General features: G+C 31.3%; 15 protein-coding genes. 7 read left to right on the top strand and 8 right to left on the bottom strand.

The features are described 5' to 3' along the window. Nucleotides 1-33 precede the first annotated feature (33 nt). The 4 genes from BVC87_RS02380 to BVC87_RS02365 are packed head-to-tail and all read right to left on the bottom strand — an operon-like array spanning nucleotide 34 to nucleotide 2,526. Complete coding sequence (locus BVC87_RS02380; RefSeq protein ID WP_075340750.1) at nucleotides 34-654, bottom strand: hypothetical protein; 621 nt, start codon at nucleotides 652-654, stop codon at nucleotides 34-36. A 40-nt stretch (nucleotides 655-694) separates the two neighbouring features. Continuing rightward, complete coding sequence (locus tag BVC87_RS02375) at nucleotides 695-1,312, bottom strand: hypothetical protein (RefSeq protein WP_143569697.1); 618 nt, start codon at nucleotides 1,310-1,312, stop codon at nucleotides 695-697. 12 nt (nucleotides 1,313-1,324) lie between these two features. Further along, on the bottom strand, nucleotides 1,325-1,918 hold the full coding sequence (locus BVC87_RS02370) for a hypothetical protein (RefSeq protein WP_143569696.1): 594 nt from the start codon (nucleotides 1,916-1,918) through the stop codon (nucleotides 1,325-1,327). A 14-nt stretch (nucleotides 1,919-1,932) separates the two neighbouring features. Beyond that, nucleotides 1,933-2,526: a hypothetical protein gene (locus BVC87_RS02365; protein ID WP_075340747.1), complete on the bottom strand. Its 594-nt coding sequence runs from the start codon at nucleotides 2,524-2,526 to the stop codon at nucleotides 1,933-1,935. Between the two features lie 95 nt (nucleotides 2,527-2,621). Here BVC87_RS02365 and BVC87_RS02360 point away from each other — a divergent pair, with 95 nt between their 5' ends. Both BVC87_RS02360 and BVC87_RS02355 read left to right on the top strand, forming a co-directional pair. Next, entirely contained in the window at nucleotides 2,622-3,182 is a 561-nt protein-coding gene (locus BVC87_RS02360) for an RNA polymerase sigma factor (protein WP_075340746.1), read from the top strand. Nucleotides 3,183-3,184: 2 nt separating this feature from the next. Continuing rightward, nucleotides 3,185-3,994: a tetratricopeptide repeat protein gene (locus BVC87_RS02355; protein ID WP_075340745.1), complete on the top strand. Its 810-nt coding sequence runs from the start codon at nucleotides 3,185-3,187 to the stop codon at nucleotides 3,992-3,994. Nucleotides 3,995-4,427: 433 nt separating this feature from the next. Here the strand turns inward: BVC87_RS02355 and BVC87_RS23645 are convergent, their stop codons facing one another. The 4 genes from BVC87_RS23645 to BVC87_RS02340 all read right to left on the bottom strand — a co-directional run bounded on the left by BVC87_RS23645 (nucleotide 4,428) and on the right by BVC87_RS02340 (nucleotide 11,043). Continuing rightward, complete coding sequence (locus BVC87_RS23645; protein WP_200799154.1) at nucleotides 4,428-4,598, bottom strand: hypothetical protein; 171 nt, start codon at nucleotides 4,596-4,598, stop codon at nucleotides 4,428-4,430. Nucleotides 4,599-4,603: 5 nt separating this feature from the next. After that, the gene (locus BVC87_RS02350) at nucleotides 4,604-7,285 is read right to left on the bottom strand and encodes a leucine-rich repeat domain-containing protein (RefSeq protein WP_159439307.1); all 2,682 of its coding nucleotides are present in this window, start codon (nucleotides 7,283-7,285) and stop codon (nucleotides 4,604-4,606) included. 133 nt (nucleotides 7,286-7,418) lie between these two features. Next, nucleotides 7,419-8,159 carry a LytR/AlgR family response regulator transcription factor gene (locus BVC87_RS02345; protein WP_075340743.1) on the bottom strand — a complete coding sequence of 247 codons (741 nt, stop codon included), beginning with the start codon at nucleotides 8,157-8,159 and terminating at the stop codon, nucleotides 7,419-7,421. Beyond that, the gene (locus BVC87_RS02340) at nucleotides 8,140-11,043 is read right to left on the bottom strand and encodes a sensor histidine kinase (protein ID WP_159439306.1); all 2,904 of its coding nucleotides are present in this window, start codon (nucleotides 11,041-11,043) and stop codon (nucleotides 8,140-8,142) included. Before BVC87_RS02340 ends, BVC87_RS02345 begins: the two co-directional genes overlap by 20 nt. A 360-nt stretch (nucleotides 11,044-11,403) precedes the next feature. Here BVC87_RS02340 and nirB point away from each other — a divergent pair, with 360 nt between their 5' ends. From nirB to BVC87_RS02315, 5 genes are all read left to right on the top strand, one after another. Continuing rightward, nucleotides 11,404-13,920, top strand: a complete 2,517-nt coding sequence (gene nirB, locus BVC87_RS02335) for a nitrite reductase large subunit NirB (RefSeq protein ID WP_075340741.1) — start codon at nucleotides 11,404-11,406, stop codon at nucleotides 13,918-13,920. Beyond that, a complete protein-coding gene (gene nirD, locus BVC87_RS02330) occupies nucleotides 13,911-14,312 on the top strand; it encodes a nitrite reductase small subunit NirD (protein ID WP_394331625.1) in 402 nt (133 codons plus the stop codon). Before nirB ends, nirD begins: the two co-directional genes overlap by 10 nt. A gap of 10 nt (nucleotides 14,313-14,322) precedes the next feature. Then, on the top strand, nucleotides 14,323-14,907 hold the full coding sequence (locus BVC87_RS02325; protein WP_075340740.1) for a DUF4202 domain-containing protein: 585 nt from the start codon (nucleotides 14,323-14,325) through the stop codon (nucleotides 14,905-14,907). A gap of 20 nt (nucleotides 14,908-14,927) precedes the next feature. Further along, complete coding sequence (locus tag BVC87_RS02320; RefSeq protein ID WP_075340739.1) at nucleotides 14,928-16,745, top strand: ATP-binding protein; 1,818 nt, start codon at nucleotides 14,928-14,930, stop codon at nucleotides 16,743-16,745. A 172-nt stretch (nucleotides 16,746-16,917) separates the two neighbouring features. Then, nucleotides 16,918-24,321: an Ig-like domain-containing protein gene (locus BVC87_RS02315; protein ID WP_083629203.1), complete on the top strand. Its 7,404-nt coding sequence runs from the start codon at nucleotides 16,918-16,920 to the stop codon at nucleotides 24,319-24,321. Nucleotides 24,322-24,517 lie beyond the last annotated feature (196 nt).

The raw sequence follows: 24,517 nt of genomic DNA, 5'->3' as shown, positions 1-24,517 counted from the left end.
GTCTTTTGAGTATGATTAATTAAGTCTTTCAATTTATTTTTTAGGAATATTTTTATCGTTATCTCCTCCTCCTTGGTCAATAGTATCATCGTCTTGAAAAATTTCTATTACTCTCACAGGTAATGGTACTTGATCACAACTATCATAAAAGAAACGTCTGCTCCCACCATTTGTTTCCCCTGGTCCATCGTCTCCACCACTGTCTATTTCTATCTTATCAGAGTTAGAAGCTACAATTAAGTTTTTTTCTCTATCTGCTCGAGGAGGAAATGCTTTAGTCTTTTCAATAAACCACGTATCCACATAAGGACAATGGTCTAAAGCTACGAATATATCTACACCTAACCTAGCTTTTACTTTCTGTAAAAATCGAAATCTTTCATAAGCCATCCATTCATACGGAAATAAAACATAATATTTCTTATATATAGGTTTTGGCTTTACCGTTGTTGATTGCCTTTTAAAGCTACTATTCTTAATTCCATTTTTCTCTAATAATTCAGTAGCATTTATTACTCCTTTAGGAAGCTCAAATCTTTCAAATTCAGATTGTTCTAAATTTTCTTCGATTCCTACGGTTTCTTTTTCTTCACTACAACTAGCAATACATACTAAAGAAAATAATAGTATTGTTTTTAAAAAAAATCTCTTCATTTTATTTTGTTTTATTTACAAATCATCTCTATTATCCTAATTATTTCTTAGGGGTGTTTACGTCTTCATTAGTTGTATCATCTCCTGTATCTTCACCATCATTTGTAGGATCTCCTAGAGTAATTATCGGGGCTCTTTGTGGCAAAGGAACCTCATTACAATTACTGTAGAGAAACTTTGGCAAACCAGGTCCATCATTATCTTCTTCCAATTCTATATCTTCCGAATCTGAAGCTTTAATTAAATTTCTTGTCCTATCCAAGCTTGGAGGAAATATAGTAGTTTGTTGTATATACCATGTGTCTACATAAGTACATAAATCAAATTCTACAAAGACATCTGATCTTTTCTTAACCTTATTTAAAAAGTTTAGTCTATCAACAAATGTCCATTCATAAGGGTATAAAACAAAATACTTTCTGTAGTTTGCTGAATTGCTTCTAGTAAGATTTGTGCCTACTAAATTTTTCTTAACCAATATACCTTGTTTAGACAATAACTGTTCAGCATTAACCGCTGTATCAGGCAACTCTGATTTTTTATATTCAATTTGTTCAATAGCTTCTTTTGTAGTCTCTATAACTACTTTTTCTTCGTTACAACTCGTCATAGTTACTAATACTAGAAATATAGCTATCTTAAAAAATACTTTTTTCATATGAATTTATTTTTAGTTATTCTCAATATATTCTTCTGAAAATGTTACTTCATAACATGTGTTATAGACAGTTTCAGGTGGTAATTTTGGTCCATCATCCTCATCTTCCTCTACCCTCTCTTTACCTGTTGAAGCAACAACTAGGTTCTTTCTTCTATCCTTACCTGGGACAATACTATTTTTGGGAAAGTAAAAAGTATCGACATTACTACAAGAATCTTCTATAGATACTATATTGGGCGAAACTTTAGTTCTTAGATGAATAAAAAACAATACTCTATCTATGATTCTAAACTTTTTAGGGTAAATGATGAATATCTTTCTGTATCCATTAGCCAGTAATATTTGTTCAAACGAAGTGTTATTTGTTCCTCCTCCTTCTATAAATATAGTACTACCTTCTTTACTTTGAATTACATTCTTTGATTCTTCTTGATTATATTTTGATATCAATTGATCTATAGTAAAATATCCTTCTGGAAGCTTATCTATACTAATAACTTCATTATTATTTGATTCAGAAACTATTCCTTTCTCATCCTCTACACAAGCATAATTCAAAAAAAGAACAGACAGTATTGATATTTGTAAAATTATTTTTCTCATTGAAATTTATCGTATTAATTAACATATCCTTCAGGAAGCGGTACTTCATCACAAGAATTATAATGCAAAGATTCTCCTTTTGGTCCATCATCTTCCTCCTCTTCTTCCTCTCCATCAGTAGATCCAGAGGCTACTATTAAATTCTTCTTTCTATCTTTTCCTGGTACAATACTATCTTCAGGAAAATAAAAAGTATCTACATATTCACAAGAATCAATTTCTGTTAATATTGTAACCCCAGCATTTAGCCTTAAATCACCATAAAACCGCATTCTATCTGCCAAACTCCAGTGAACTGGATATAGTACAAATATTTTTTGATAACCATCAAAACGAGAAGAAGGTCTACTAGGAGTATATGTATCTGGTCCTCCACCTCCTTTTGATCTTCTATTTAAACCTTTTATGGTAAACTGATTATTTAATGAATTGTTATAACCCTCTATTATTTTATCTAAACTAATGACATTATCCGGCAATTTTTCAATTATAATCTGTTCTTCATGCATAGCTGGGGTAGAAATTACTACGTCTTTTTCATTATCAGTGCATCCAAAATTAAAAGTTAGCAATACAAGAATTGCACTTTTTACAATAGTTTTTTTCATTATAAGTAGTTTTGTTTCTATAAAAGTTCCCCAACTTCTAAAAAAGTTACTGCCAAAAATAAAATAAATTAAATTAAAACGTTATTTTTCTCGAGATGTTAGAGAACGCTAGAGACATAATAAAAGAGATTGCTTCTGGAAACAGAAGGATTATAGATGAATTGTACCTAAATGTATTTCCTAAAATAAAAAGCTATGTGTTAAAAAATAATGGTCATATAGAAGATGCGGAAGATGTTTTTCAAAAAGTTTTAATACAAGTCATTGCTAGATATAATACTAAACCTTTTGTAATCCAAAGCTCTATAGAAGGCTTTTTATACATTGCAGGTACCAATTTGTGGAAACGTGAGTTAAATAAACGAAAAAAGAGAGTAACAAATTCTACAGTAGTTGAACTAGTAAGTGATGATGATGATCTTGTACTGTCAACCTTAGAACAAGAAAAATGGGAGCTTTTTCAAGAAAAGTTAAGTACAATTTCTGAAAATTGTAAAACTTTACTCAAATTCTTCTTTAAAAAAACTCCTTACAAAGATATTGCAGTACACTTGGGCTATAAGTCTGATAATGTAGTACGACAACGTATTTTTAACTGTAAATCGCAATTGACAAAAGCTATACGTAACGATATCAGGTATAACGAATTAAAATAAAGATGGACAAGTATTTAGAGAGTATAGATAGATACCTAGATGGCATTATGACCGAAAGTGAAATCGAAGCTTTTGAAAAGGAACTTAAGGTTAATAACGAATTATCTGATGCTTTTACACTTCAAAAAGATATGAGAACTGTATTTAGCGAAGATGAATGGAGCTCAATGGAAAATTCTGTACTTAAAACAGAAAGGGCCAAGCAAATTAAAGCATATTTGAAGAGTGATGAAGTAACTAAAGTTAAAGAAGCAATTGGTGAAGTTATTTCTGAGCGTAAAAAACCACTGAGTAGAAAAAACTTTATAAAAAAAATAGCTATTGCTGCTTCAATTCTTTTAGCAACAACACTATCTTATTTTATATACGACAAAAATAGTACTGAGCTTGATTATGGTAATCTATTAGCACAAGAAATTGAAAATTTACCATCTTTAGTAAATCGTAGTGAAAATAAAGACGAGCTTTTGATATCAGGCCAACTACAATTTGAGAAAAAACAATATGAACAAGCTACACAGCTCTTAACTAAATATCAAAATAATACTCTAAAAAAAACTAAGGCGCTAAGTTTTATTTACAATGGGTTAGCTTATTTAGAATTAAATGATTTTGAAAATGCATTACGTCAATTTGATTTTTTAGAACGATCTGAAAGTTTACAAGCCAAAAAAGCACATTGGTATAAAGCACTTATTTATCTTAAACAAAAAGACAAAGTAGCTTTGAACAAAGAATTAGAAATAATTGTTACAAACTCCCAAAATTATAAGTACAAAGAAGCTCTAAAATTATTACATAGAAATAAATAATCTCTAGTATTTTTCTATAAATTATTTACTTGGTTTTAACTTATATCTTTAGATATTTTTCATAACAACAAGTGCATTTCAGTTTTTTGGAAAAGGGGAATACTATACGTTCAAACTTTGTTCGTCTTACTCTTAATTTCAGTGTACTACTACATTTTTTGCATGTATTTTCAAAGATAAATTTCACCATAACTAACTAATTTCAAAGTGTATAAATATTTTTTTTGTAGATTTCTCTAAGACAAGCATCGGGGGTGGTTTATCTTCTGAAGAATGAGGTTGTCTAAAAAGCTATTTTTAACGTCATTACGAAAAATTTTAATTTTGAAGTAATCTCATTAATAGTAACTTAAGAATTAAAGATTCCTTCATTTTATTCGGAATGACGATTTTTTAGACAACCTCGTTAAACTAAACCCTTCAATTTAGTGAATTAAAAACCTCCTCCTGGAGGTTCTGGACTTGCCGCTTGGGCTTTCTTGGGATTTAAAATTAAATAGGTACCTAAGGCTGTTAATGCAGTATATTTACCATACTTACTTATCTTTTGTAGTGCCTCTTTTCTATTAATAGTGTTCTCTTTTGGTTGGGTATTTTCTTTCATCTTTATTATTTTTTGATGATGATTTTTTTATGAATTGTACCTGCTTTAGTTTCTAATTCTATCATATAAATTCCTGTTACTACTTGTGATAATGAAATCCTGTTTTTTCCATTACCTTTATGTATTCCTGAATGTATCATTTTACCTAAAGCATTGTAAACTTTAATTCCAAAATCTTCATTTTGTACTCCCTCTACAAATACTTCCGTATTTGAATTATACACTATTATATCATCAATCGTTTGCTCTGGGATCACAGACTCTACATTTGATTTTGTATGTAAATACAATCTTCCTACTCCATCTATAACTTCAGGAAATTTTATTGTATAACTAGAAGTCTTATCTAATTTTGTAAACGTACCTTCAATTCTATCTTCTAAATAGACATTTAAATCTTCTGAAAGACCTAATGATTCAATAGTAAAACTGACCTCTACTCCTGCTTTTGCTTTTACTCCAACTGGAATAACTAGATTCTCATAATCTGAATCTGGTAACGATTGAATGGTAAAATTGATGTCAGAAGAACTGTCTGCTAAACGTGTAAATACATCAAACTCCGCTCCATCAAAATTTCCAGCATCATAACCTGGATCTAAACCTAAAGTTGAGTTATTGTTAAAATTCACCTCAGTTTTTACTGTATTTTTATTTGAAGTAGCTAACAACTTGATATGCTTGGTATTATTTCCTCTTAAAAACGTTCCAAAACCACTTGCTCGTCTTCTTTCTTTTAAAAAGCTAAATGAAGTAGTAGTAGAAGCAGATCTAACGAAAAATCCTTGACCGACAGTTAATATTGAGGTAGAAAAAGTCGTTGGTAAACTTGGTATATATTTTCCTTGCGTATTATCCCAAAAGTATAAAGCTTGAAAAGACGGATCAAAATTTGTAAGATTATCGTTAACAAAATTATCACTTGAAAAATTACTAGCTAAAGTAGCTGTATATGGATTTCCAATAGCATTCCACTGTGAAGGTTCCACTGATTTGGTTACATTTTCCGTTTCTAAAGTTCCTGTAAACAGTACTGACCCATTCGTATTTCTAGAAATACTATATCCTCTACCCTTTTCAAAAGTCAGATTATTTGTAACCAAATCGTCCGTAGTATAGTACACCCATTTTGATCCTGTAGGTTGACTATCATCATAATATGCAACAGCATATCGATTAGGTGTTACTGTGGTATTGATACGAATATCATTGGCTGGATTTTCAACAAATTCTTTAATACTTTGCCCTTCAACTGGTGCAGATATAATACTCCATTCATTGGCTACTAAACCTCCTCGTTCATACGTTATTATTCCACTTGATGTACCTCTAACAATAAATATACCAGTGTTATCTGATGACGAACTAATTGTCACTGATCCTTTGTTATCAAAATTTCCTTCAACAACAATTACTCCTCCTGATGCTGAAACATCTAAACTAGCTGAATCTTCAATATTAAGATCTTTAATATTTTGAACTCTAGTTCCAATTACAGGCATATTTACTCTACTAGGAATAATAACTTCATTAATTACATTAGGTCTAGTATTATTTTCCCAATTTGTAACTTCATTCCAATCTGTATTGGTATTTCCAGTCCAAAATATATCTCTATCTTGAGTTACTGTAATTGTAAATGTTTGTTCACCAGAAGTGTCTACACCCCCATTAGCTGTTCCTCCATTATCTGATAAACTTATAGTAACTGTAGCTATTCCATTTAAATTGGGTGCAGTGGTAAAGCTTAAGCTTCTTGTAGCAACGTCAATATTGGGTTGTACAGAAAATAATGCATTATTATTATTAGATACATTAAACGTTAGTTCTTGTATCATATCTGAATCTCCATCATCAATACCGAAAACATAATTACCTAAAGTTAATGCTCCAGCATCTTCAATTACAGTTTGATTAGGAGATGATCGTAATGTAAATGATGGTGCATTATTAACAGGTATAGTTTCAATAGTACCAAAACCACTCCAAACACTTGCTGATTGATATGCAGATACTGCACCTGTCGGTACTTGTAATGTAGCTAAAGAACGATCAAGACCACTGAATACATTAAAATTAATTCCCACAGGCGTAGCAACATCAATACTAAAGCTTCTTATTTGGGGGCTATTCTCAAAAGCCCTAATATCGATAGTTTTAATAGTACTTGGCAATTTAACAGTTTCAAGTGCTGTATTTAAAAATGCTCTTATACCAATTTCTTCAACACCTTCTGGAACAATAAGTGTCTTTAATTTACTAGCCCCATCAAATGCTCCTGCACTAATATTTTTTATGTTTTTAGATAAATGTAGTGTTTCTATTGGTGTTACTTTAAATGAAGTAGAACCAATAGATCTAATATTATCTGGTAATGTTAAATTTTCAAGAGAAGTGCCTTCAAATGCTCCATTACCAATATCAAGCATAGTACTGGGAAAAACAACATTTTTTATTGTTGTTTTATTAAGAAAGGCAAAACCACGTACAGAGATTACTGTATATACATTACCTCCATTCATTACTGTTTCTGGAATGTCTAGTGTACCTGTTACATCGGGATCACCTCCTGTAACACTAGCTTCACTACTGTTCAAAACAGCATAGTCAATATTATTTACAGTAAAATTTTGCGCATTAATAAGTATACTTACAAGAGTTAATAAAAAAAGTAATTTTAATTTCATTGCCATTTATAATTTTATGTATAAGTGACGAATTTATTCCTATACATAAATATAAAAAGCTACTCTTTGTGAAATCTATTAGTTTACTTGTGAAGTGTTACATTTTTCTTGTGAAGTAAAATTCATTTTTTACTTAAAACAATCGTTTAATTCTTTCTGAGAAAATATCATAATTAACTTTAGCTAATGGTATTCTAGTACCATTTTTCATAATTAAATAACCTCCTTCAGTTTTTACATATTCTTTTACATATTTAATATTTACTAAATATGATCGATGTGATTTGAAGAAAAACTCATTCTCTTCTAATTGATCTACAAAAAACTTTAAAGTCTTTGAAATTACTTTCGTGTTTCCATCTTCTATGTAAATATTAGTATAAGACCCATCTGCCTCTAAATATTGAATTTCATCATAAGACAGAAAAATTATACCGTTAGGTACTTCAATAGGTAAAGTATTTAAAGTTAGTTTTTTTAATTTTTCTAACTTTTGACTTACTTCTTTTTCTTCTATTCTTTTTTTACACTTTAGTACAGCTTCTTTTAAGTGATTGATATTTATAGGTTTTAAAATATAATCTACCGCACTCAATTTAAAAGCTTCTATAGCATATTGATTATAAGCGGTTACAAAAATGATATTAAAGTTTACATTTTTATCTTCGAAAAAATCCAATATTTGAAGTCCTGAATGATTTGGCATTTCAATATCTAAAAAGACAATATCGGGATCATACTTGTGAATCAGTTCAATTCCAGCATCCAAATCTGTAGCAGCATACATATTTTTTATTTCTGGAAATGTTTCTTGTAATACTGTTTTTAATAATACTATTGCATTTTCTTCATCATCAATCAATATAACTTTCATACTCTTGTGGAATTTTAATAATTACTGTAGTACCTTCAGGTAAGTCTTCCTTACTTTTTTTATCTACTATTTCTATAGTAACTTTATCTAATCTATTTTTATTCAGTAAATCTAATCTGTTATCATTTGCTTTTAATGCATATGATTTATGGTACTTGTTTTTTTTCTTTTTCAACAATGATGCTTTCTCCCTTCCTATTCCATTATCATCAATACTACAAATTAGACTATTTTCTTTATTATCATAATCAAATGTGATAGATAACTTCTTTTCACCATCTTTTTGAACTAAACCATGTATAATAGAATTTTCTATATAAGGTTGAAGAAATAAAGAAGGAACAGTTAATGAACCTAGTCGATGTATTACATTTGAATTAATACTATAATTAAAACTTTCTCCTATTCTTACTCTTTCTAATTTTAAATATACTTCTATTGCTTTTATTTCATCTAAAAGCATTGTGAACTCTTTTGAACTAAAATCCAAATACATTCGCATTAGCTCAGAAAACTCAGCCAAGTATATACTTGCTTCTTCTTTTTTATTCGTAATAATATAGCCTTGAATAGAATTTAAAGTATTAAATATAAAATGTGGATTCATTTGAGATCTTAAATTTTCTAATTTTGAAAAAATAAGTTCTTTACTTAGCTTTTCTCTATCAAACAACACCTTTTGATTTTTTCTTATTCTCCATATTACTCCATAAAAAGATAGGAGTACCACAATAATTGAGCCACCAATAAACCACCATTGTAACCAATACGGTTTTTCAATAGTAATTAAAATATCTTGTGAATATGCTATGGTTACATTTTTTTGATTAATTGCACGTATTTGAAAAGTGTAATTTCCATGAGGAATGTAAGAATACTTTACATTGTCTTGCTTAGTAATTTTCCATTTTTCATCTAAGTTCAATAATCGATATTCAAATTTATCTTCTTCAGTATTATATCCTAATCTTTTGAAATAAATTTCTACTTGATTCTGATCATGTGATATTACATATTTTTTTTTCAACGGGTATTTTTTGTCTCCGTAAGCAACGCTTTGTACAAAGACTTTAGATGGTATAATCTTTCTATGTACAACACTTTTATCAATAGTTACAAGTTCTTCAGTACCTAATACATATAGTTTATCTCTATACGCTTGAATGGCCTTAACTTTATTAACTAAAAGTTCATTTCTTAAATTAAACTTGAGTATAGTATTTGTGGTTGTATTTAAATAATTTAAGTTTTTTTCATCCAAAATCCAAAGATCGTTTTGATCAGCAACAACTTGTAAAACTTTTTTTGAATCAATATTTTTAATATTCTCAATAGTACCATTTGTATCCTTTTTCAAAAGTCCATAATTGAGTGATGCTATCCAAATAGTTTTATCAGTAGTTTCTGCACAAGAATTCGTCTGAATAGATTCTCCATTATACTTCAATTCTTTTGTTACCAAATTATGATCTATTTCATATAATGCACTTCCAAAAGATGCATATGCATATTGATCAGATGAAATAAAGTTAAACCAACTCCTTCCTTTATGCAATATCGAATCAGGCAAATTAGCTATAAATCTTTTTAAAAGTTTAGGTTTAAAAGGGGTAAATGTGCTATTAATTTTAATATTAAAATCAAGCTTTTGAGTATACAAAAGATCATAACCAGATATAAAAAAAGTGTCATCTAACTTTCTATAATTAATATCTTTATTTATGCCACCGGGAGCAACAAACATCATATTTGTTGTTAAATCCCAGAAAACTCCAAGCTTAGATCCTGAAATATATATACGGTTCTTATTAATTTTTTTTCCCCAGTATATTTTACCAATTTCATTACTTAAATCTATAGTTTTACTATCATTAGTAATAATATTCTTCATGGTTATTTTTCCTTTTTCTCTGGCATAAAACATATAGTGTTTATGGAAAAAAATAAAAGCTGTTTTTTTAGACTCATCGGTTAAATATTCTTTTCTAATATTTTTATTCGGAATCATAAATAGGCCACTTTTAAGTGTTGCCACTACAACTCTACCCATGTAATCTTCAATAACCTGAACTACATACTTATTTTTAAAAAATATCTCTTTGAAGACATATTTTTCCCCATCAAAATCATAGACGTACAATCCTTCATTTGTACAAAACCAAAATTGGTCTTCAATTTTTTTTATGCTATTAATGTACTTATCTTGTAATTCATTAGGAAGTTTATTTTGGGAAGTTATTCCACTTTCTATATCTACATGATGTAGCACTTCTTCATATTGAATCTTCGAATCTTTTGGATGTTTTGTTATAGATTGAAAACAGTATAATTGATTATTAAATCGATGTAATCTATTATACAATTTATTTTTAAAATCAATTGCGAAACCTCTTGCTATGTTCGTCTTGTTTTGTATTTGATATAAAGAATCTAATATTACATAAGTGGCATCACTATATTCCAAAATACTTGGATTTTTGTACATATGGTTTACATACTCTCTTTTGTAAGTTATTTCTTTTGTATCTATATCTATGAATAGTGTTTTATTAACATTCGTTATTTTTAGTGTATCACCAGAAACTATAAAATCTGATAGCATAGGAATATCAGAAAATTGATCTTCTAAATCTACAAGTAGATGAAGTTTATCTTCTTCTACATAGAAAAACTGATCTGATAAATTATTACACCAAATTCTACCTCGATTATCTTTTACTAAATTAAAAACTGATAACCTCAACTTATTAGGATGATCAAAACGCTTACATAATTTACCATCGTACCGAAGTAAGCCTCTATCTGTAGCAAGCCATATATAACCTTTGTCATCTTCTTCTATATCATAGATCTCAACATTAGGATATCCTGTTTTCTCGAGCACACTGATATACACTGGTTCTTGACACAGGCTAATTTTTACAAGAAATAATAATAATAATAAGGTAAATATGTTTTTGATAAAGTACATGAATTGGATGCACCAAATTTAAAAATTTACCTTATCTCTACAAAAAACAACTTAGATCAACCAACTTTTAGGGTGTAATATTAAACTCCTCAATTTTAAAATCAATTTCACATTTCATATTTTACATTTATAACCACTTGAATTTAAATAAATAAAAATTTTTACTTAACGTAATTAAGAATTTAGCAATTACTCTAAAAACACGTACTTTTTTACAATAAATACGTATAAAATTAAGTATTAATACTTAATTTTAAACTCAAATTCATCTTTATGAAACACATTATTGTTGTAGGAAATGGTATGGTTGGATACAAGTTTTGTGAAAAATTTGTTGAAAAGGCCAATAAAAAAGAGTTTAAGATTACGGTTTTTGGAGAAGAACCTCGACCAGCATATGACAGGGTTCATTTGAGTGAGTATTTCGAAAATCAAAATGCCAAAGCTTTAGAAATGGCTCCTCGATCTTGGTATGAAGAACATGATATAAAATTAGTTACCAATGTTCGTGTTACTGATATTCATCGAAGTTCTAAAACCATAACCACAGCTAACGATGCACATTATACTTATGATTATTTAGTGTTAGCAACAGGTTCTGTTCCTTTTGTCCCAAATATTAAGGGAGTAGAAAAAGAAGGAGTTTTTGTATATCGTACTATCGAAGATTTAGAAGGTATGTTAGCCTATGCTGAAAAACTAAATCAAGAAAAAACAAATGCCAAAGCTGCAATTTTAGGAGGCGGTTTACTAGGCTTAGAAGCTGGTAAAGCAGTTTTGGACATGGGCTTGGAACCACATGTAGTAGAATTTGCTCCTAAATTAATGCCTCGACAATTAGATAGTAGAAGTAGTAAAGTATTACAATTAAAATTAGAATCTATCGGGCTGCAAATTCATTTGAGTAAAGCAACTAGTGAAATTTTAGGTGATGGTAAAATTACAGGAATGCAGTTTGGAGAAGACGATCGATTAGCTGTAGACATGTTAATTATATCAGCAGGTATCCGACCAAGAGATGAATTAGCTAAAACTTGTGATTTAGCTATGGGAACAAGAGGCGGTATAATTGTAAATAATAGAATGCAAACTTCTGACCCTAATATTTATGCCATTGGAGAAGTAGCTTTATATAATCAAATGATTTATGGATTAGTTGCGCCAGGTTATGATATGGCTGCTGTTGCAGTAGATCAAATCTTAGGAACTGAAGAATCTTTAATGGCCCAACATATAGATATGTCTACTAAGCTTAAATTAATTGGTGTAGATGTGGCTAGTTTTGGTGAACCATTTATGCCTGCCGATAAAGGACATTCTATCATTTTTGAAAATAAAACACAGTTTTTATACAAACGAATCAATGTTAGTCATGATGGTAAGAAATTATTAGGCGGAATTTTAGTTGGCGATGCCTCTGACTATAGTATGCTTCATCAAATTTATTTAAATGGAATGGCTATTCCTGAAGATCCTGCACAATTGATATTACCAGCAAGTGATGGTGGGGCTGCATTTGGAGATGTTATGGATTTACCTGATGAAGCACAAATATGCTCTTGTGAGAGTGTCACCAAAGGACAAATATGTAAGAGTATTGAAGATGGAGAAGCAACAGACTTAGCAGGAGTTGTAAGCTGTACTAAAGCAGGAACAGGATGCGGTGGATGTAAACCTATGGTTAGTGATTTAACCAATGCTACATTGAAGTCTTTAGGTATTACTGTGAAAGATCATATTTGTGAGCACTTTGATTATAACCGACAAGATTTATATAAAATTATTCAAGTAAAAGGCTATAAAACTTTTAATGAGGTATTGGATAATCATGGAAATGGCGGACATGGATGCGAATTATGTAAACCTCTTGTTGCTTCATTAATGGCCACTATAAATGCAGACACGGCGAATGAAGAATATGCTATTCAAGATTCTAATGATCGTTTTTTAGCTAATATTCAACGTAACGGTACCTATTCAGTTGTACCCAGAGTACCAGGCGGAGAAATCACTCCTGATAAACTAATTGCTTTAGGTCAAATTGCCAAAAAGTATGATTTATACACTAAAATTACAGGTGGTGTACGTGTAGATTTATTCGGTGCTACTTTAAACCAATTACCTTTAATTTGGAAGGACTTAATCAGTCATGGCTTTGAAAGTGGTCATGCTTACGGAAAATCTTTAAGAACTGTAAAGACTTGTGTAGGATCTACTTGGTGCAGGTATGGAATGGATGAAAGTGTGAGTTTTGGTATTGAACTTGAAAATCGTTATCGAGGAATTCGTGCACCACATAAAATAAAAGGAGGAGTTTCTGGATGCATCCGTGAATGTGCTGAAGCTCGTGGAAAAGATTTTGGCTTAATTGCTGTTGAAGGTGGATGGAACTTATACGTAGGTGGAAATGGAGGTGCTAATCCACGTCATGCTGAACTATTTGCTGAACAAATCGATAATGAAACCGTAATTAAGTACTTAGATCGCTACTTAATGTTTTACATGCGAACTGCTAAACCTTTACAGCGAACTGCAGCATGGCAAGAACGATTAGAAGGTGGATTAGACTATCTCAAAGAAGTGATTATTGAGGATAAATTAGGTATAGCTGAAGATTTAGAGAAAGAAATGCAAACCCTAGTTAATAAATTTAAATGTGAATGGACACAAGCCATAAATGATCCAGAAATGATGAAACGTTTTAGTCATTTTGTCAATAGCGAAGAAGAAGATGATAACTTAGTTTTTGTACCAATGCGAGAACAAAAAATGCCTGAACCATGGAATTAATAAATACACAAAATATAGAAAAAGCTTTAGAAAAGTATAAAACTACCAAACTACAAGACGTAAAAGTTTGGTTTAAAGCAGCATCCATTCACGATTTCCCTACTGATGGTGGGGCTTGTGTAAAATACAAAAACAAACAAATTGCTGTTTTTAATTTTACTAGGTCAAATAAATGGTATGCTTGCCAAAATATTTGTCCGCATAAAATGGAAATGGTTTTATCTAGAGGTATGATTGGCGATGCAAAAGGAACTCCAAAAGTTGCGTGTCCGTTACATAAAAAAACATTTTCTTTAGAAAGTGGAGAAAATTTAAATGGTGATTTAGAAGCTATTGCTACTTATCCTGTAAAAATAGATCAAGAAAATGTGTATATTGGTTTTTCAGACTAAAAAATAATACATGAAACCAACCCGTTTTGAGACAGCGATAGCGTTAATCGATCAAAAAAATGCAGAAGATCCAAATGTTTATGTCGTTGAGACTATCAATTTTTCTAAAGAGCTATTGTATTCTCAACGTATGTCTAGAAAACTATTGCAATTCAATCCAAATGCATCTAAGGCACTACAACTAGCAGCTAGGGCACAACATATTTGCCGTTGGTCTATACCTAGAAGTGAATATCCAATGGACAGAGTTGGATATTTAAAATGGAGAGAACAATTGAAAAGAATGCACGCAAAGGTTACTTCTGAAATACTAGAACAAGTGGGTTATGATGAAGAATTTATTAAACGAGTAGCTTTTATCATTTCAAAAAAGCAAATCAAAAAAAATGAAGAATCGCAAACACTTGAAGACGTAATTTGTTTGGTGTTTTTAGATTTTTATTTTGAAGAATTTGCAGCAAAGCACAATGATGATAAAGTAATTGATATTGTTAAAAAGACATTGGTAAAAATGTCTGAAAAAGGAAAACAGGAAGCATTAAAAATTAAATTTTCTGACAAAAGCTTGTCTTTACTTAAGAAAGCAATGATGTAAGAATTTTCTATTGTTAAAGAATGACTAAAAATTTTCATTCATTAGATCAACACACATTTAATAAATTAAGTCGTTTGTACGTACTTGCTTTAAGTACTATTGCGGTTTCTGTGATTATTAGTCAGTTTTTAATTCGAAAACACTTAAAAGATCAACAGAGTGATTCTACTGTAATTAATATTGCAGGTCGTCAGCGTATGTTAAGTCAAAAACTTACTAAAGAAGTAGTTACTTTATCTTCTAAATCAGACCTTCAAACTCAAATTCATTTAAAAGATGAAATAAAACAAACATTAAGTTTATGGGAATTATCTCATAAATCATTACAAAATGGAAATGATTCTTTAGGATTACCTGGAAAGAATAGCAAGATTATCATTAAAAAATTCAAGGCGATCAATCCCGTTTTTGATACTATACAACAAGCCGTACAATCTATAATAAATCAAATTGAGCTAGATCAGAATTCCGAAAATCAGGTTTACAGCCATAAAGTAAAAACCATAGAAGCAAAAGAAAAAGACTTCTTAATCATGATGGACGATATTGTAAATCAATATGATACTGAAGCTAATGCAAAGGTTAATTGGTTAAGACGTTTAGAACTCTTACTCATGATAACTACACTTTTAATATTGTTGGCTGAATTTTTGTTCATCTTTTGGCCCACAGCAAAATCTGTAAGAGCCACCTTAAAAGACCTACTTTTAGCTGAAAAACTAGCTAAAAAAATGGCTTTTGATGCTGATGAGTTAAGTGCTGCTAAAGAAAAATCTGTAAAAGAATTAAAAGCTTTAAGTAGAGCCATGGACAATACATTATTGTCTGCCAGAATTTTACCTAATGGAACTATTATTCATATGGGAGATCGATTCTCAAGATTTTTTAAACAATCTAAATTCAATACTGATTTCTTATGGAATGTAATATCTACAGTCGAAAATGAACAACGCCAAATTGAAGAACTGATCTACAAAAATAAAAAAACAGGTTGGCAAGGTGAAGTTAAGGCAAGCATTAACGGCAATAAATCAAAGGATATTTGGCTTGAAATGGCTATCATTCCTTATAATCCTACTAATGAAAAAGCTGAATTATTAATCATTGCTTCTGATATTACTGATAAAAAAATGGTACAATTAGAAGTGGATCATTTAAAACAGAAAGGATTTGATGAAGAAATGAATCAACAAAAAATCATTTCAAAAAAAATCATAGAAAATCAAGAAAAAGAGCAAAGTAGAATTGCTAAAGATGTGCATGATGGTATTGGTCAAATGCTTACGGGATTAAAATTTAACTTAGAAAGCATTAATCCTGAAGATATAAACAAAACTAAAATAAAAGTTCAGCAGTTAAAAGAACAAACAAGCGATATTATAAAAGGAGTACGTACTGCTACTTTCAATTTAATGCCATCGGAATTATCTGATCATGGATTGGTTCCAGCATTAACTAAACTTACTAAAGAACTTGCTAAACTTACTGAAAAAAATATCTTATTTGTAAATAGAACTGATTTCAATTTACGTTTAGATTCACTAACCGAAATTAATATCTATAGAATTACTCAGGAAGCGATTAACAATGCTATAAAATATGCTAATTCTTCCCATATTTTAGTTTCTCTATCTCATAGTGAGAATATTTTAAGTATAACTATTGATGACAATGGTAAAGGTTTCAATTCTGAAAATGTAAAAAATGGTAAAGGTGGAATGGGATTAACTTTTATGAAAGAACGTATAAAATATATTGATGGTCGATTATTTTTAAATTCTGAGGAAGGTAAAGGAACTAGAATAACGTTAAACATCCCTATTTCAGAAATCAATTAAGTTTTCTTCATTTCTACCAATACACTCTTCTATTCAACATACTTCAAATTCTAGGATTTTAACAACTCAATTTCAAAAACTCTGAAAACACTGAAAGTAAAAAACTTAGCTTTTTTAAGAATCAAATATTTTCCGTACCTTGATCGGTAATTAACCTTATAAATCAAATATCATGATTAACAACTACCTGTTATTGATGAAGGATAAACTATTGCCTTCATCTAACCATAGGATGGTATTACTACTCCTATTATTTTATTTTTCTTTCCTGAATTTAAAAGCTCAAAAAATGCAACGAATGCCTGGTGTACAGGTTGTTTGTCCTGCTAAATTTGAAGATATGCATTCTAGAATGGGAATGAAACACGCTTCTGAAAGAAAAAGTACTTTTACAAGAAGAAATGCTACAGCTGAAATTATAGTTACTTATGGACCTGGTGCTCAAGCAAACCCTGAAGCAAGAGCTGCTTTTGATTTTGCATTAGCTATATGGGCTGAAGAAATTGTTTCTTCTGTTCCTATTCGAATTTCAGCAGAATTTGCAAACTTAGGTGCTGGAGTATTAGCTTCAGCTGGTCCATCAACATTGGTTAGTAATTTTCCTGGTGCACCTCAGCCTAATGTATTTTACCCTATTGCTCTTGCAAATTCAATTGCTGGTGAAGATTTAGCTCCAGATCAAGAATTTGATTTAATTGTCAATCTAGGAAATGGAATTCCTTGGTATTTTGGTACCGATGGTAATACACCTGCTGGACTATTTGATTTTGTTTCTGTAGCTCTGCATGAAGCAGGACACGGATTGGGATTTATAGATGGCGGAAATGTTAGTGGTGGTGTTGGTAGTATAAACAATGGTGGAAATCCTTTCATTTTTGACACTTTTGTTGTTGACGGAGAAAATAATTCAGTATTAGATTTACCTAACCCTTCTGCGGAATTAGGTAATTTTTACACTAGCGGAGATGTATTTGTAAACGGTGGATTTGCTGTAGCCGCTCTAAATGGTACAAACCCTGAGTTATTTGCTCCAAATCCTTTTCAAGGTGGTTCTAGTATTGCGCACTGGGATGAAGCAGCTTTTCCTCCTGGAGACCCTAATTCTTTGATGAGTCCTCAAATTGGAAGTGCAGAATCAAACTTCGATATAGGAGATATTACTCGTGGTTTTTTCAGAGATATGGGATGGGTTTTAGCAGAACAGGCACCTATTACTGTAGTTCCTAACCAAATTACCAATGAACTTAATGTTGAACAAACAATTTCAGAAGAAGTTACAGTAACTAACACTTCTGATGCTCCAGTAACAGTTACAGTCGCTACAAGTTCAAACCCTGTTATTATTAGCTCATTAAGTACCAATGGTTTCACATTAGCTGGTGGTGAAACTACTACATTTGCAATAGAATTAACTACAGTTGGTGTTGAAAAGGGTATATATGAAGAAAGCGTAGATATAACTATAGACGGTTTTACTGAAGTTATAAGTATCCCTATAAATATTAGAGTTTTAGATGGTACCGAAGCACCTGAAATTGTAGTAAATCCCACATCTTTTAACGAAACTTTACAACAATTGGATATTACAACTCGTAATTTAATTGTGCAAAATACAGGAGATGATGTGTTAACCTATGAAGTTACTGTTAATGGACTTCCACAACCAACTATAGCAACTAAAGCGTTAAAAACTAATGAATTTATTCGTAACAATGGGGTCAAGGTAGAATCTATCAACAACTCTTCTCTTTTAGTAAAAAAAGAAGCTCAATTTGTAACCTTAAACAATAAATTTAATCGTTTAGTGACAAATTTATTTGCTGCTGACTTTGAAGATTATAACCTGGGTGATTTAGATGGACAATTGGGTTGGTCAATTACACCAAATACATGGATTGTTACAGATTCAAATCCTTTTGAAGGTGAAAAAGCAATACAACTACAATCAGATGGTAGTACCACAAGAGCACTAGCATTTACTCCTTCTATAACTCCAGGATCTGAACCTTTTATGGTGGCGTCTGCAGATATTAATATTCAAGGTAGTGGTGTCACTTGGGAGTTTATTCCTCAATCTAATTCTGCTGAATTAGTTAACACCAGAGTTCGTTTTAACCCGGACAATACTATCGATATTTTTGATGATGATATAGGTACTTTTACAAGAATCAATACAACGACTCCTGAAGGATATTTTAATATACGTATAGTAGTAGATAGAGATGATGCAGCTATGAATATCTTCTTCGACGATGAATTAATTTACAGTGGAAGAGCTGCTACTAACCAAATAGAACAAATTGTATTATTAACAGAAAGAGAAGGCGCAAATTCTAGTATGGACGTTGATAATGTTGAAATTACAGATGGTGATGCTAATGCTTTTTTCTTATCTGTTTCACCTGTAAATGGTTCTGTTGATTTTGGATCAGAAACTACACTAGCTGTAAAATTCGATACCCGAACTTTAGATGTTGGTGAATATAACGCTACTATAAATATTGCTAGTAATGACACTACAAATCCTAGTATAGACATTCCTGTATCATTAACCGTAGTTTCTCCACCCACAATTGCTATTGCTCCAAATTCATTAACTTTAGCAATAGATGCGCAAACCGATGTGCCTCCTGTAAAAACTGAAAGCTTTATTATTACTAATACTGGACAAGCTAATTTAGATTTTACAACTGCTGTTGGAAGTATTACATTTACTCCTCCTACAAGCGCTACTAGCAATAATCTTTTAGCTTCTATTGATTTATCCAAATATGGTGTAGAAAACAATATTGATAATCAGCTACAAAAAGCCTCTAAATCTGGTATTACATTAGCAACATTAAAGAAAAAAGCTTTAGAAAATAATGCAACAATTATTGATTCTATTGCTTATGATACAGGAAAAACATTCCCTGATGATTTTGTTGGTTTTAATAATGGAACTCCAGCAACTACAGCTATTAGATTTGATGTAGATAGAGATTTTACACTTTCCGCTATACGAAATGCATACAGAACTGAAACATCATCAGATCCAATAATTCTTGAAATTTATGAAGGCGGCAATACTCCTGCCGATGGTACGCTACTAACATCTCAAGTCATTACAGAAACTAGTACTGACGGTGTTTTTGCCATACAAACATTAAATCAAGAATTTAATTTTTCTAGCGGGGATACTTTCTGGGTGGTATATAAATATTCTGGAGAAATCAACTTCCCACAAGGTATAGATGATGGTGCTCCTGTACGACCTAATACTTATTTTGTCAGTGATGATGGTGGGGCTACTTATGGAACCGTAGATTTCGTCTTTTTAACCAGAGCACTAAGCATTCAAACAAATAACTATCTTAGCATACAACCAGCTCAAGGTACAGTTGCACCAGGAGAGTCTTTAGAAGTAACAGCTAGTTTTGATGCTACAAGTTTAGCTAACGGAAACTATACTGCTGACATTATTGTTTCTAGTAACGATCCTGTTACTCCTACTTCTACTGTTTCAACCAACCTAGATGTAACAGGGCAAACTTCTTTTATTGAGTTGTCTGATGAATTGATTTTATTCAACAATGTCTTTATTGGAAATGAATTAGAAAAAACCTTTACACTTACAAATTCAGGTTTGGAACAAATTAATATTAGTTCTATAATTTCAGATAGTGAATCTTTTGTAGTGACATCACCAACTACCGTAATTCCTGCAGGAGAGGCTATTGATGTAATTGTTAATTTTACTCCAAATACAACAGGTAATATTAACGGTATAATCACTGTTACCAGTGATGCTGCTAACGCCTCTACTTTACTGGTTATTCTTAATGGTGTAGGTGTAGAACCTCCTTTTGCTGTTTTAACTCCTGAAACTGCTACAGCATCTGCTGATAGTGGTCAAACGGTAGATACTCAAGTTTCTTTAAGAAATGACGGTAAAGCTCCTTTACTATTCTCTTTTCCAGATCTTGCTGTAGCTGCAGCTCTAGCTAAACCTGATGTACAATTAAATGATACACGTATTCTAGAATTCTCAAGTACTAATCCTCAAAAAGGAGCTAAAGATACGAGAGTTGGTAATAAAGTTTTATTTAGTTTAGGTACTGATAATGGATTTGGTTATCGTTGGATAGATAGTGATGAAAATGGTGGTCCTGTATATAACTTTATCGATATTTCAGGTACAGGTAGTGAAATTACTGCTGATCTTGGTGGTGATGGAAGTACTAGCATTCCTCTACGTTTTCCTTTTGAATTTTATGGAGTATCATATACCAATGCAACTATAAATGCTAATGGTTTTATTACTTTTGATGAAGCTCCAACATCTACCTTTATCAACAGTCAAATTCCTGTAGATAATAGTGTAAATAATATGATCGCTGGTTTATGGGACGACCTAGAACCTCAAAACTTCAATGGTGCTGTTCACTATCAAACCATTGGAGATACATTTATTGTACAATGGACCAATGCATCTGTATTTTTAGGTTCAGCCAATGAAACGGTTACTTTCCAAATTGTTTTACATGCTGATGGAAATATCGATGTATATTATGAAGATGTTGAAACTGCGCCTTTCCTTACTTCTGCTACGGTAGGTATTGAAAATGCTGATGCAACTGACGGTGCTCAAGTAGTATTTAATTCAGAATATATAAAAAATGGATTAGCCGTACGTTTTATAAAACCTGCGGTTGGGTTAACTAATTTTATTTCTACAGTAAGTCCAATATCAGGTATTGTTCCTGCTGGAGGCTCTAGAAATTTAAGTGTTACTTTAGATGCTACAAATTTAAATGATGGCGTTTATTTTGATGAACTAGTTGTTTCTAGTAACTCACCAGACACTTCAAAAAGTACATCACTTATTGAGTTAACTGTTAAAGGATTCCCTGAAATTCAAGTTGCTAGAGATACTATTACTTTCGAACCTATTTTTGTTGGTTTACAAAGTAGTACTGATTTATTGATAGAAAACACAGGAAACAAAGCATTAGAATTTGACCTAAGTTCTCAAAATTCTGACTTTAGTTTTATTGCAGACTCTACTACCATCTTACCTGGTGAAAGTCAATCAATAACAATCAATTTTGCTCCTTCTACAGTTGGATCAATTTTAGATAACCTATTGATTACAAGTAACGATGCTTTTGGTAACGAATCTGTACAAATTCCTTTGAGTGGAGTTGGTGTTGATCCTCCTGTAATTAATGTTATTCCTGAAGATTTCGATTTAGTATTACGAAGAGAAAAAACAACTACTGAAATTGTTACTATAGAAAACAATGGTAATAGTGTTTTAAACTACTCTCTAATCAATTTACCTTTTTCTACAGGAGCTTCATTAGCTACAAGAACACCTGGGTATTCTACAATAGAATATGAAGAAAAAATTATAAGTAAAGAACAAACCGATAACCGAGTAGGCCCTAAATTTTTAAATGAAAGTGGTGGTCCAGGAACATTCGGATATATCTGGTTGGATAGCAATACTGGTGGACCTGCTTATGATTTTATAGATATTAGTGCTACAGGTACACAAGCTAATGTAGGTGCAGATGGTGATGAAACTGTTAATTTACCTTTCCCTTTTAATTTCTTTGGTGAAGATCAAGAAAGTATTATTATAGCAGCTAATGGGTTCTTAACATTTACTCCAATTACAGCTACGTTTGGTGCATTCTTAAATCAACAAATTCCATCTACATCTAATCCAAACTTTTTAATTGCAGGTTTATGGGATGATATAGAACCACAAAATGGAGGTGGTGTATTCTACCAAGCTTTTGATGATTACTTTATAGTGCAATATGAAGAAGTTCCTGGTTTTGGAACATCGCCACCAAAAGCCCCAGTAACTTTCCAAATCATCCTGTTTAAAGATGGTACTATTAAAATGCAGTATAAAAATGTAGACTCTGAAATAAGTACAAGTTCAACTGTTGGTTTAGAAGGTCCTGGTGGAGAAGCTGGTTTACAAGTTATCTTTAATACAGAGTTTTTAACGAATGAACTTGCAATTACATTTTTACCTCCTGTTATGGGAAGTGTAGAGCCTGGTGCTTCTGCTGAAGTTCCTGTTGAGATTTCTGCCGTAGGTTTGGAAGCAGGTATTACATACGATTCTAGTATTCTTATTAGTAGTAATGATCCTATTACTTCAGAGCTTACAGTTCCTGTTACTTTAGAAGTACTTGATACTCCTGAAGTAATTAGCTTTACTCTTATAAATGCTACTACTAATGAAGAAATTGGTCCTTTAAATGAAGGTGATGTTATTGATCTTAATGACTATCAAGGTATCAATAATTTTAGTGTAGTTGCTAACATAGGAGACTTTGATGCAGGTAGTGTGGTATTTGACCTTAATGAAGAAGTACCTTTTAAAGTAGAGAATTTTGCTCCATTTTCACTTAATGGTGATCTTAATGGAAGAATCTATAGAGGTGTAGCACTTGATTTTGGTAATAATAGTATTACCGCTACTCCTTTTATTGACAAAAATGGAAGCGGAGAATTTGGTATTCCTTTGAGTATTAATTTTGAAGTTATTGATTCTAACCCACCAACAGTTACTGATTTTGTTCTAGTAGACGCTCGTACAAATAAAATTATTGGTCCTTTGAATGAAGGGGATATTATCGATTTAGCAGATTACAGAAGAAATAGTTTTTCTGTTATTGCCAATACTGCAGGATCTCGTGTTGAAAGTGTAGTATTCGATTTTAATGATCAAATTGGTTTTAATACTGAAGATAGACTTCCATACACTTTAAATGGTGATATAACATTTAGAAGAACTAATTATTTCGGAGTTCCATTTACAGTTGGTACCAATAGCATTACTGTTACTCCTTATAGAGAAGATAACGCAGGCGGAGATAATGGTGAATCTGCAACTGTTACTTTTGAAGTAATAGATAGTGACGCTCCAGTGGTAACTAGTTTAACGTTAATTAATGCTAGCACCAATGAACCTATAGGACCTCTTAACGATGGAGATACTATTAATCTTTCTGATTTTTCAGCAAATCGTTTCTCTATTCTAGCAAATACTGAAGGAGCTGATACAAGAAGTGTTGTATTTGATTTTAATGATAGAAAAAGATACAATGTAGAAAACTTTGCTCCTTATTCTATAGGAGGTGATTTCTTTGGTAACTTCACCCCTATTCGTCTTCCTTTAGGATTAAATACAGTAACAGCTACACCTTACAGTAGAGTATTCGGTAGAGGACCTGCTGGAACTGCAGTAACTGTAACCTTTACTGTAATTGATGACAATTCTGCACCTGAAACATTAGTAGGTCAAATATCACCTAACCCTGTGGTAGATATTGCTACTGTTTCTTTACAAGATCGTACAAATAATAGCTTTAAAACTATAGATACTATGAATTTGAAAGCTTCAATTCATACTTTATCTGGGTATACTATTACACAGCCTGTTTCATTCCAATTAAATGAAGAACAAAAAGGTCAGATCGATGTAAGTGCTATTTCACCTGGAATTTATATACTAAATGTGACAGATGAAAATGGCGAAATATTGTCTAGAATCAAGCTGATTAAAAAGTAACTTTTTATTTTTTCAAAATCACGATAAGAAAAGGTCATCTATATTTTAGATGGCCTTTTCCCTTTTAATACACTTCTTCCCTACTTCAACCAGATTATATTTTTTATTTTTTTCAGGGTAACCTTTTTTTTAAACAGTATCCTATACACGAACAATTGTTTACAAGACTGATCATCTTGTTTTAAAATAATTTAAC

This window comes from Tenacibaculum agarivorans (genome assembly GCF_001936575.1).
GTDB lineage: Bacteria > Bacteroidota > Bacteroidia > Flavobacteriales > Flavobacteriaceae > Polaribacter > Polaribacter agarivorans.
This window is presented reverse-complemented; position numbering and strand designations above follow the sequence as displayed.

Coding starts and splice junctions, on each gene's coding strand:
- BVC87_RS02380 (WP_075340750.1), bottom strand. CDS start 654: ATGAAGAGATTTTTTTTAAAAACAATACTATTATTTTCTTTAGTATGT.
- BVC87_RS02375 (WP_143569697.1), bottom strand. CDS start 1,312: ATGAAAAAAGTATTTTTTAAGATAGCTATATTTCTAGTATTAGTAACT.
- BVC87_RS02370 (WP_143569696.1), bottom strand. CDS start 1,918: ATGAGAAAAATAATTTTACAAATATCAATACTGTCTGTTCTTTTTTTG.
- BVC87_RS02365 (WP_075340747.1), bottom strand. CDS start 2,526: ATGAAAAAAACTATTGTAAAAAGTGCAATTCTTGTATTGCTAACTTTT.
- BVC87_RS02360 (WP_075340746.1), top strand. CDS start 2,622: ATGTTAGAGAACGCTAGAGACATAATAAAAGAGATTGCTTCTGGAAAC.
- BVC87_RS02355 (WP_075340745.1), top strand. CDS start 3,185: ATGGACAAGTATTTAGAGAGTATAGATAGATACCTAGATGGCATTATG.
- BVC87_RS23645 (WP_200799154.1), bottom strand. CDS start 4,598: ATGAAAGAAAATACCCAACCAAAAGAGAACACTATTAATAGAAAAGAG.
- BVC87_RS02350 (WP_159439307.1), bottom strand. CDS start 7,285: ATGAAATTAAAATTACTTTTTTTATTAACTCTTGTAAGTATACTTATT.
- BVC87_RS02345 (WP_075340743.1), bottom strand. CDS start 8,159: ATGAAAGTTATATTGATTGATGATGAAGAAAATGCAATAGTATTATTA.
- nirB (WP_075340741.1), top strand. CDS start 11,404: ATGAAACACATTATTGTTGTAGGAAATGGTATGGTTGGATACAAGTTT.
- nirD (WP_394331625.1), top strand. CDS start 13,911: ATGGAATTAATAAATACACAAAATATAGAAAAAGCTTTAGAAAAGTAT.
- BVC87_RS02325 (WP_075340740.1), top strand. CDS start 14,323: ATGAAACCAACCCGTTTTGAGACAGCGATAGCGTTAATCGATCAAAAA.
- BVC87_RS02320 (WP_075340739.1), top strand. CDS start 14,928: ATGACTAAAAATTTTCATTCATTAGATCAACACACATTTAATAAATTA.
- BVC87_RS02315 (WP_083629203.1), top strand. CDS start 16,918: ATGATTAACAACTACCTGTTATTGATGAAGGATAAACTATTGCCTTCA.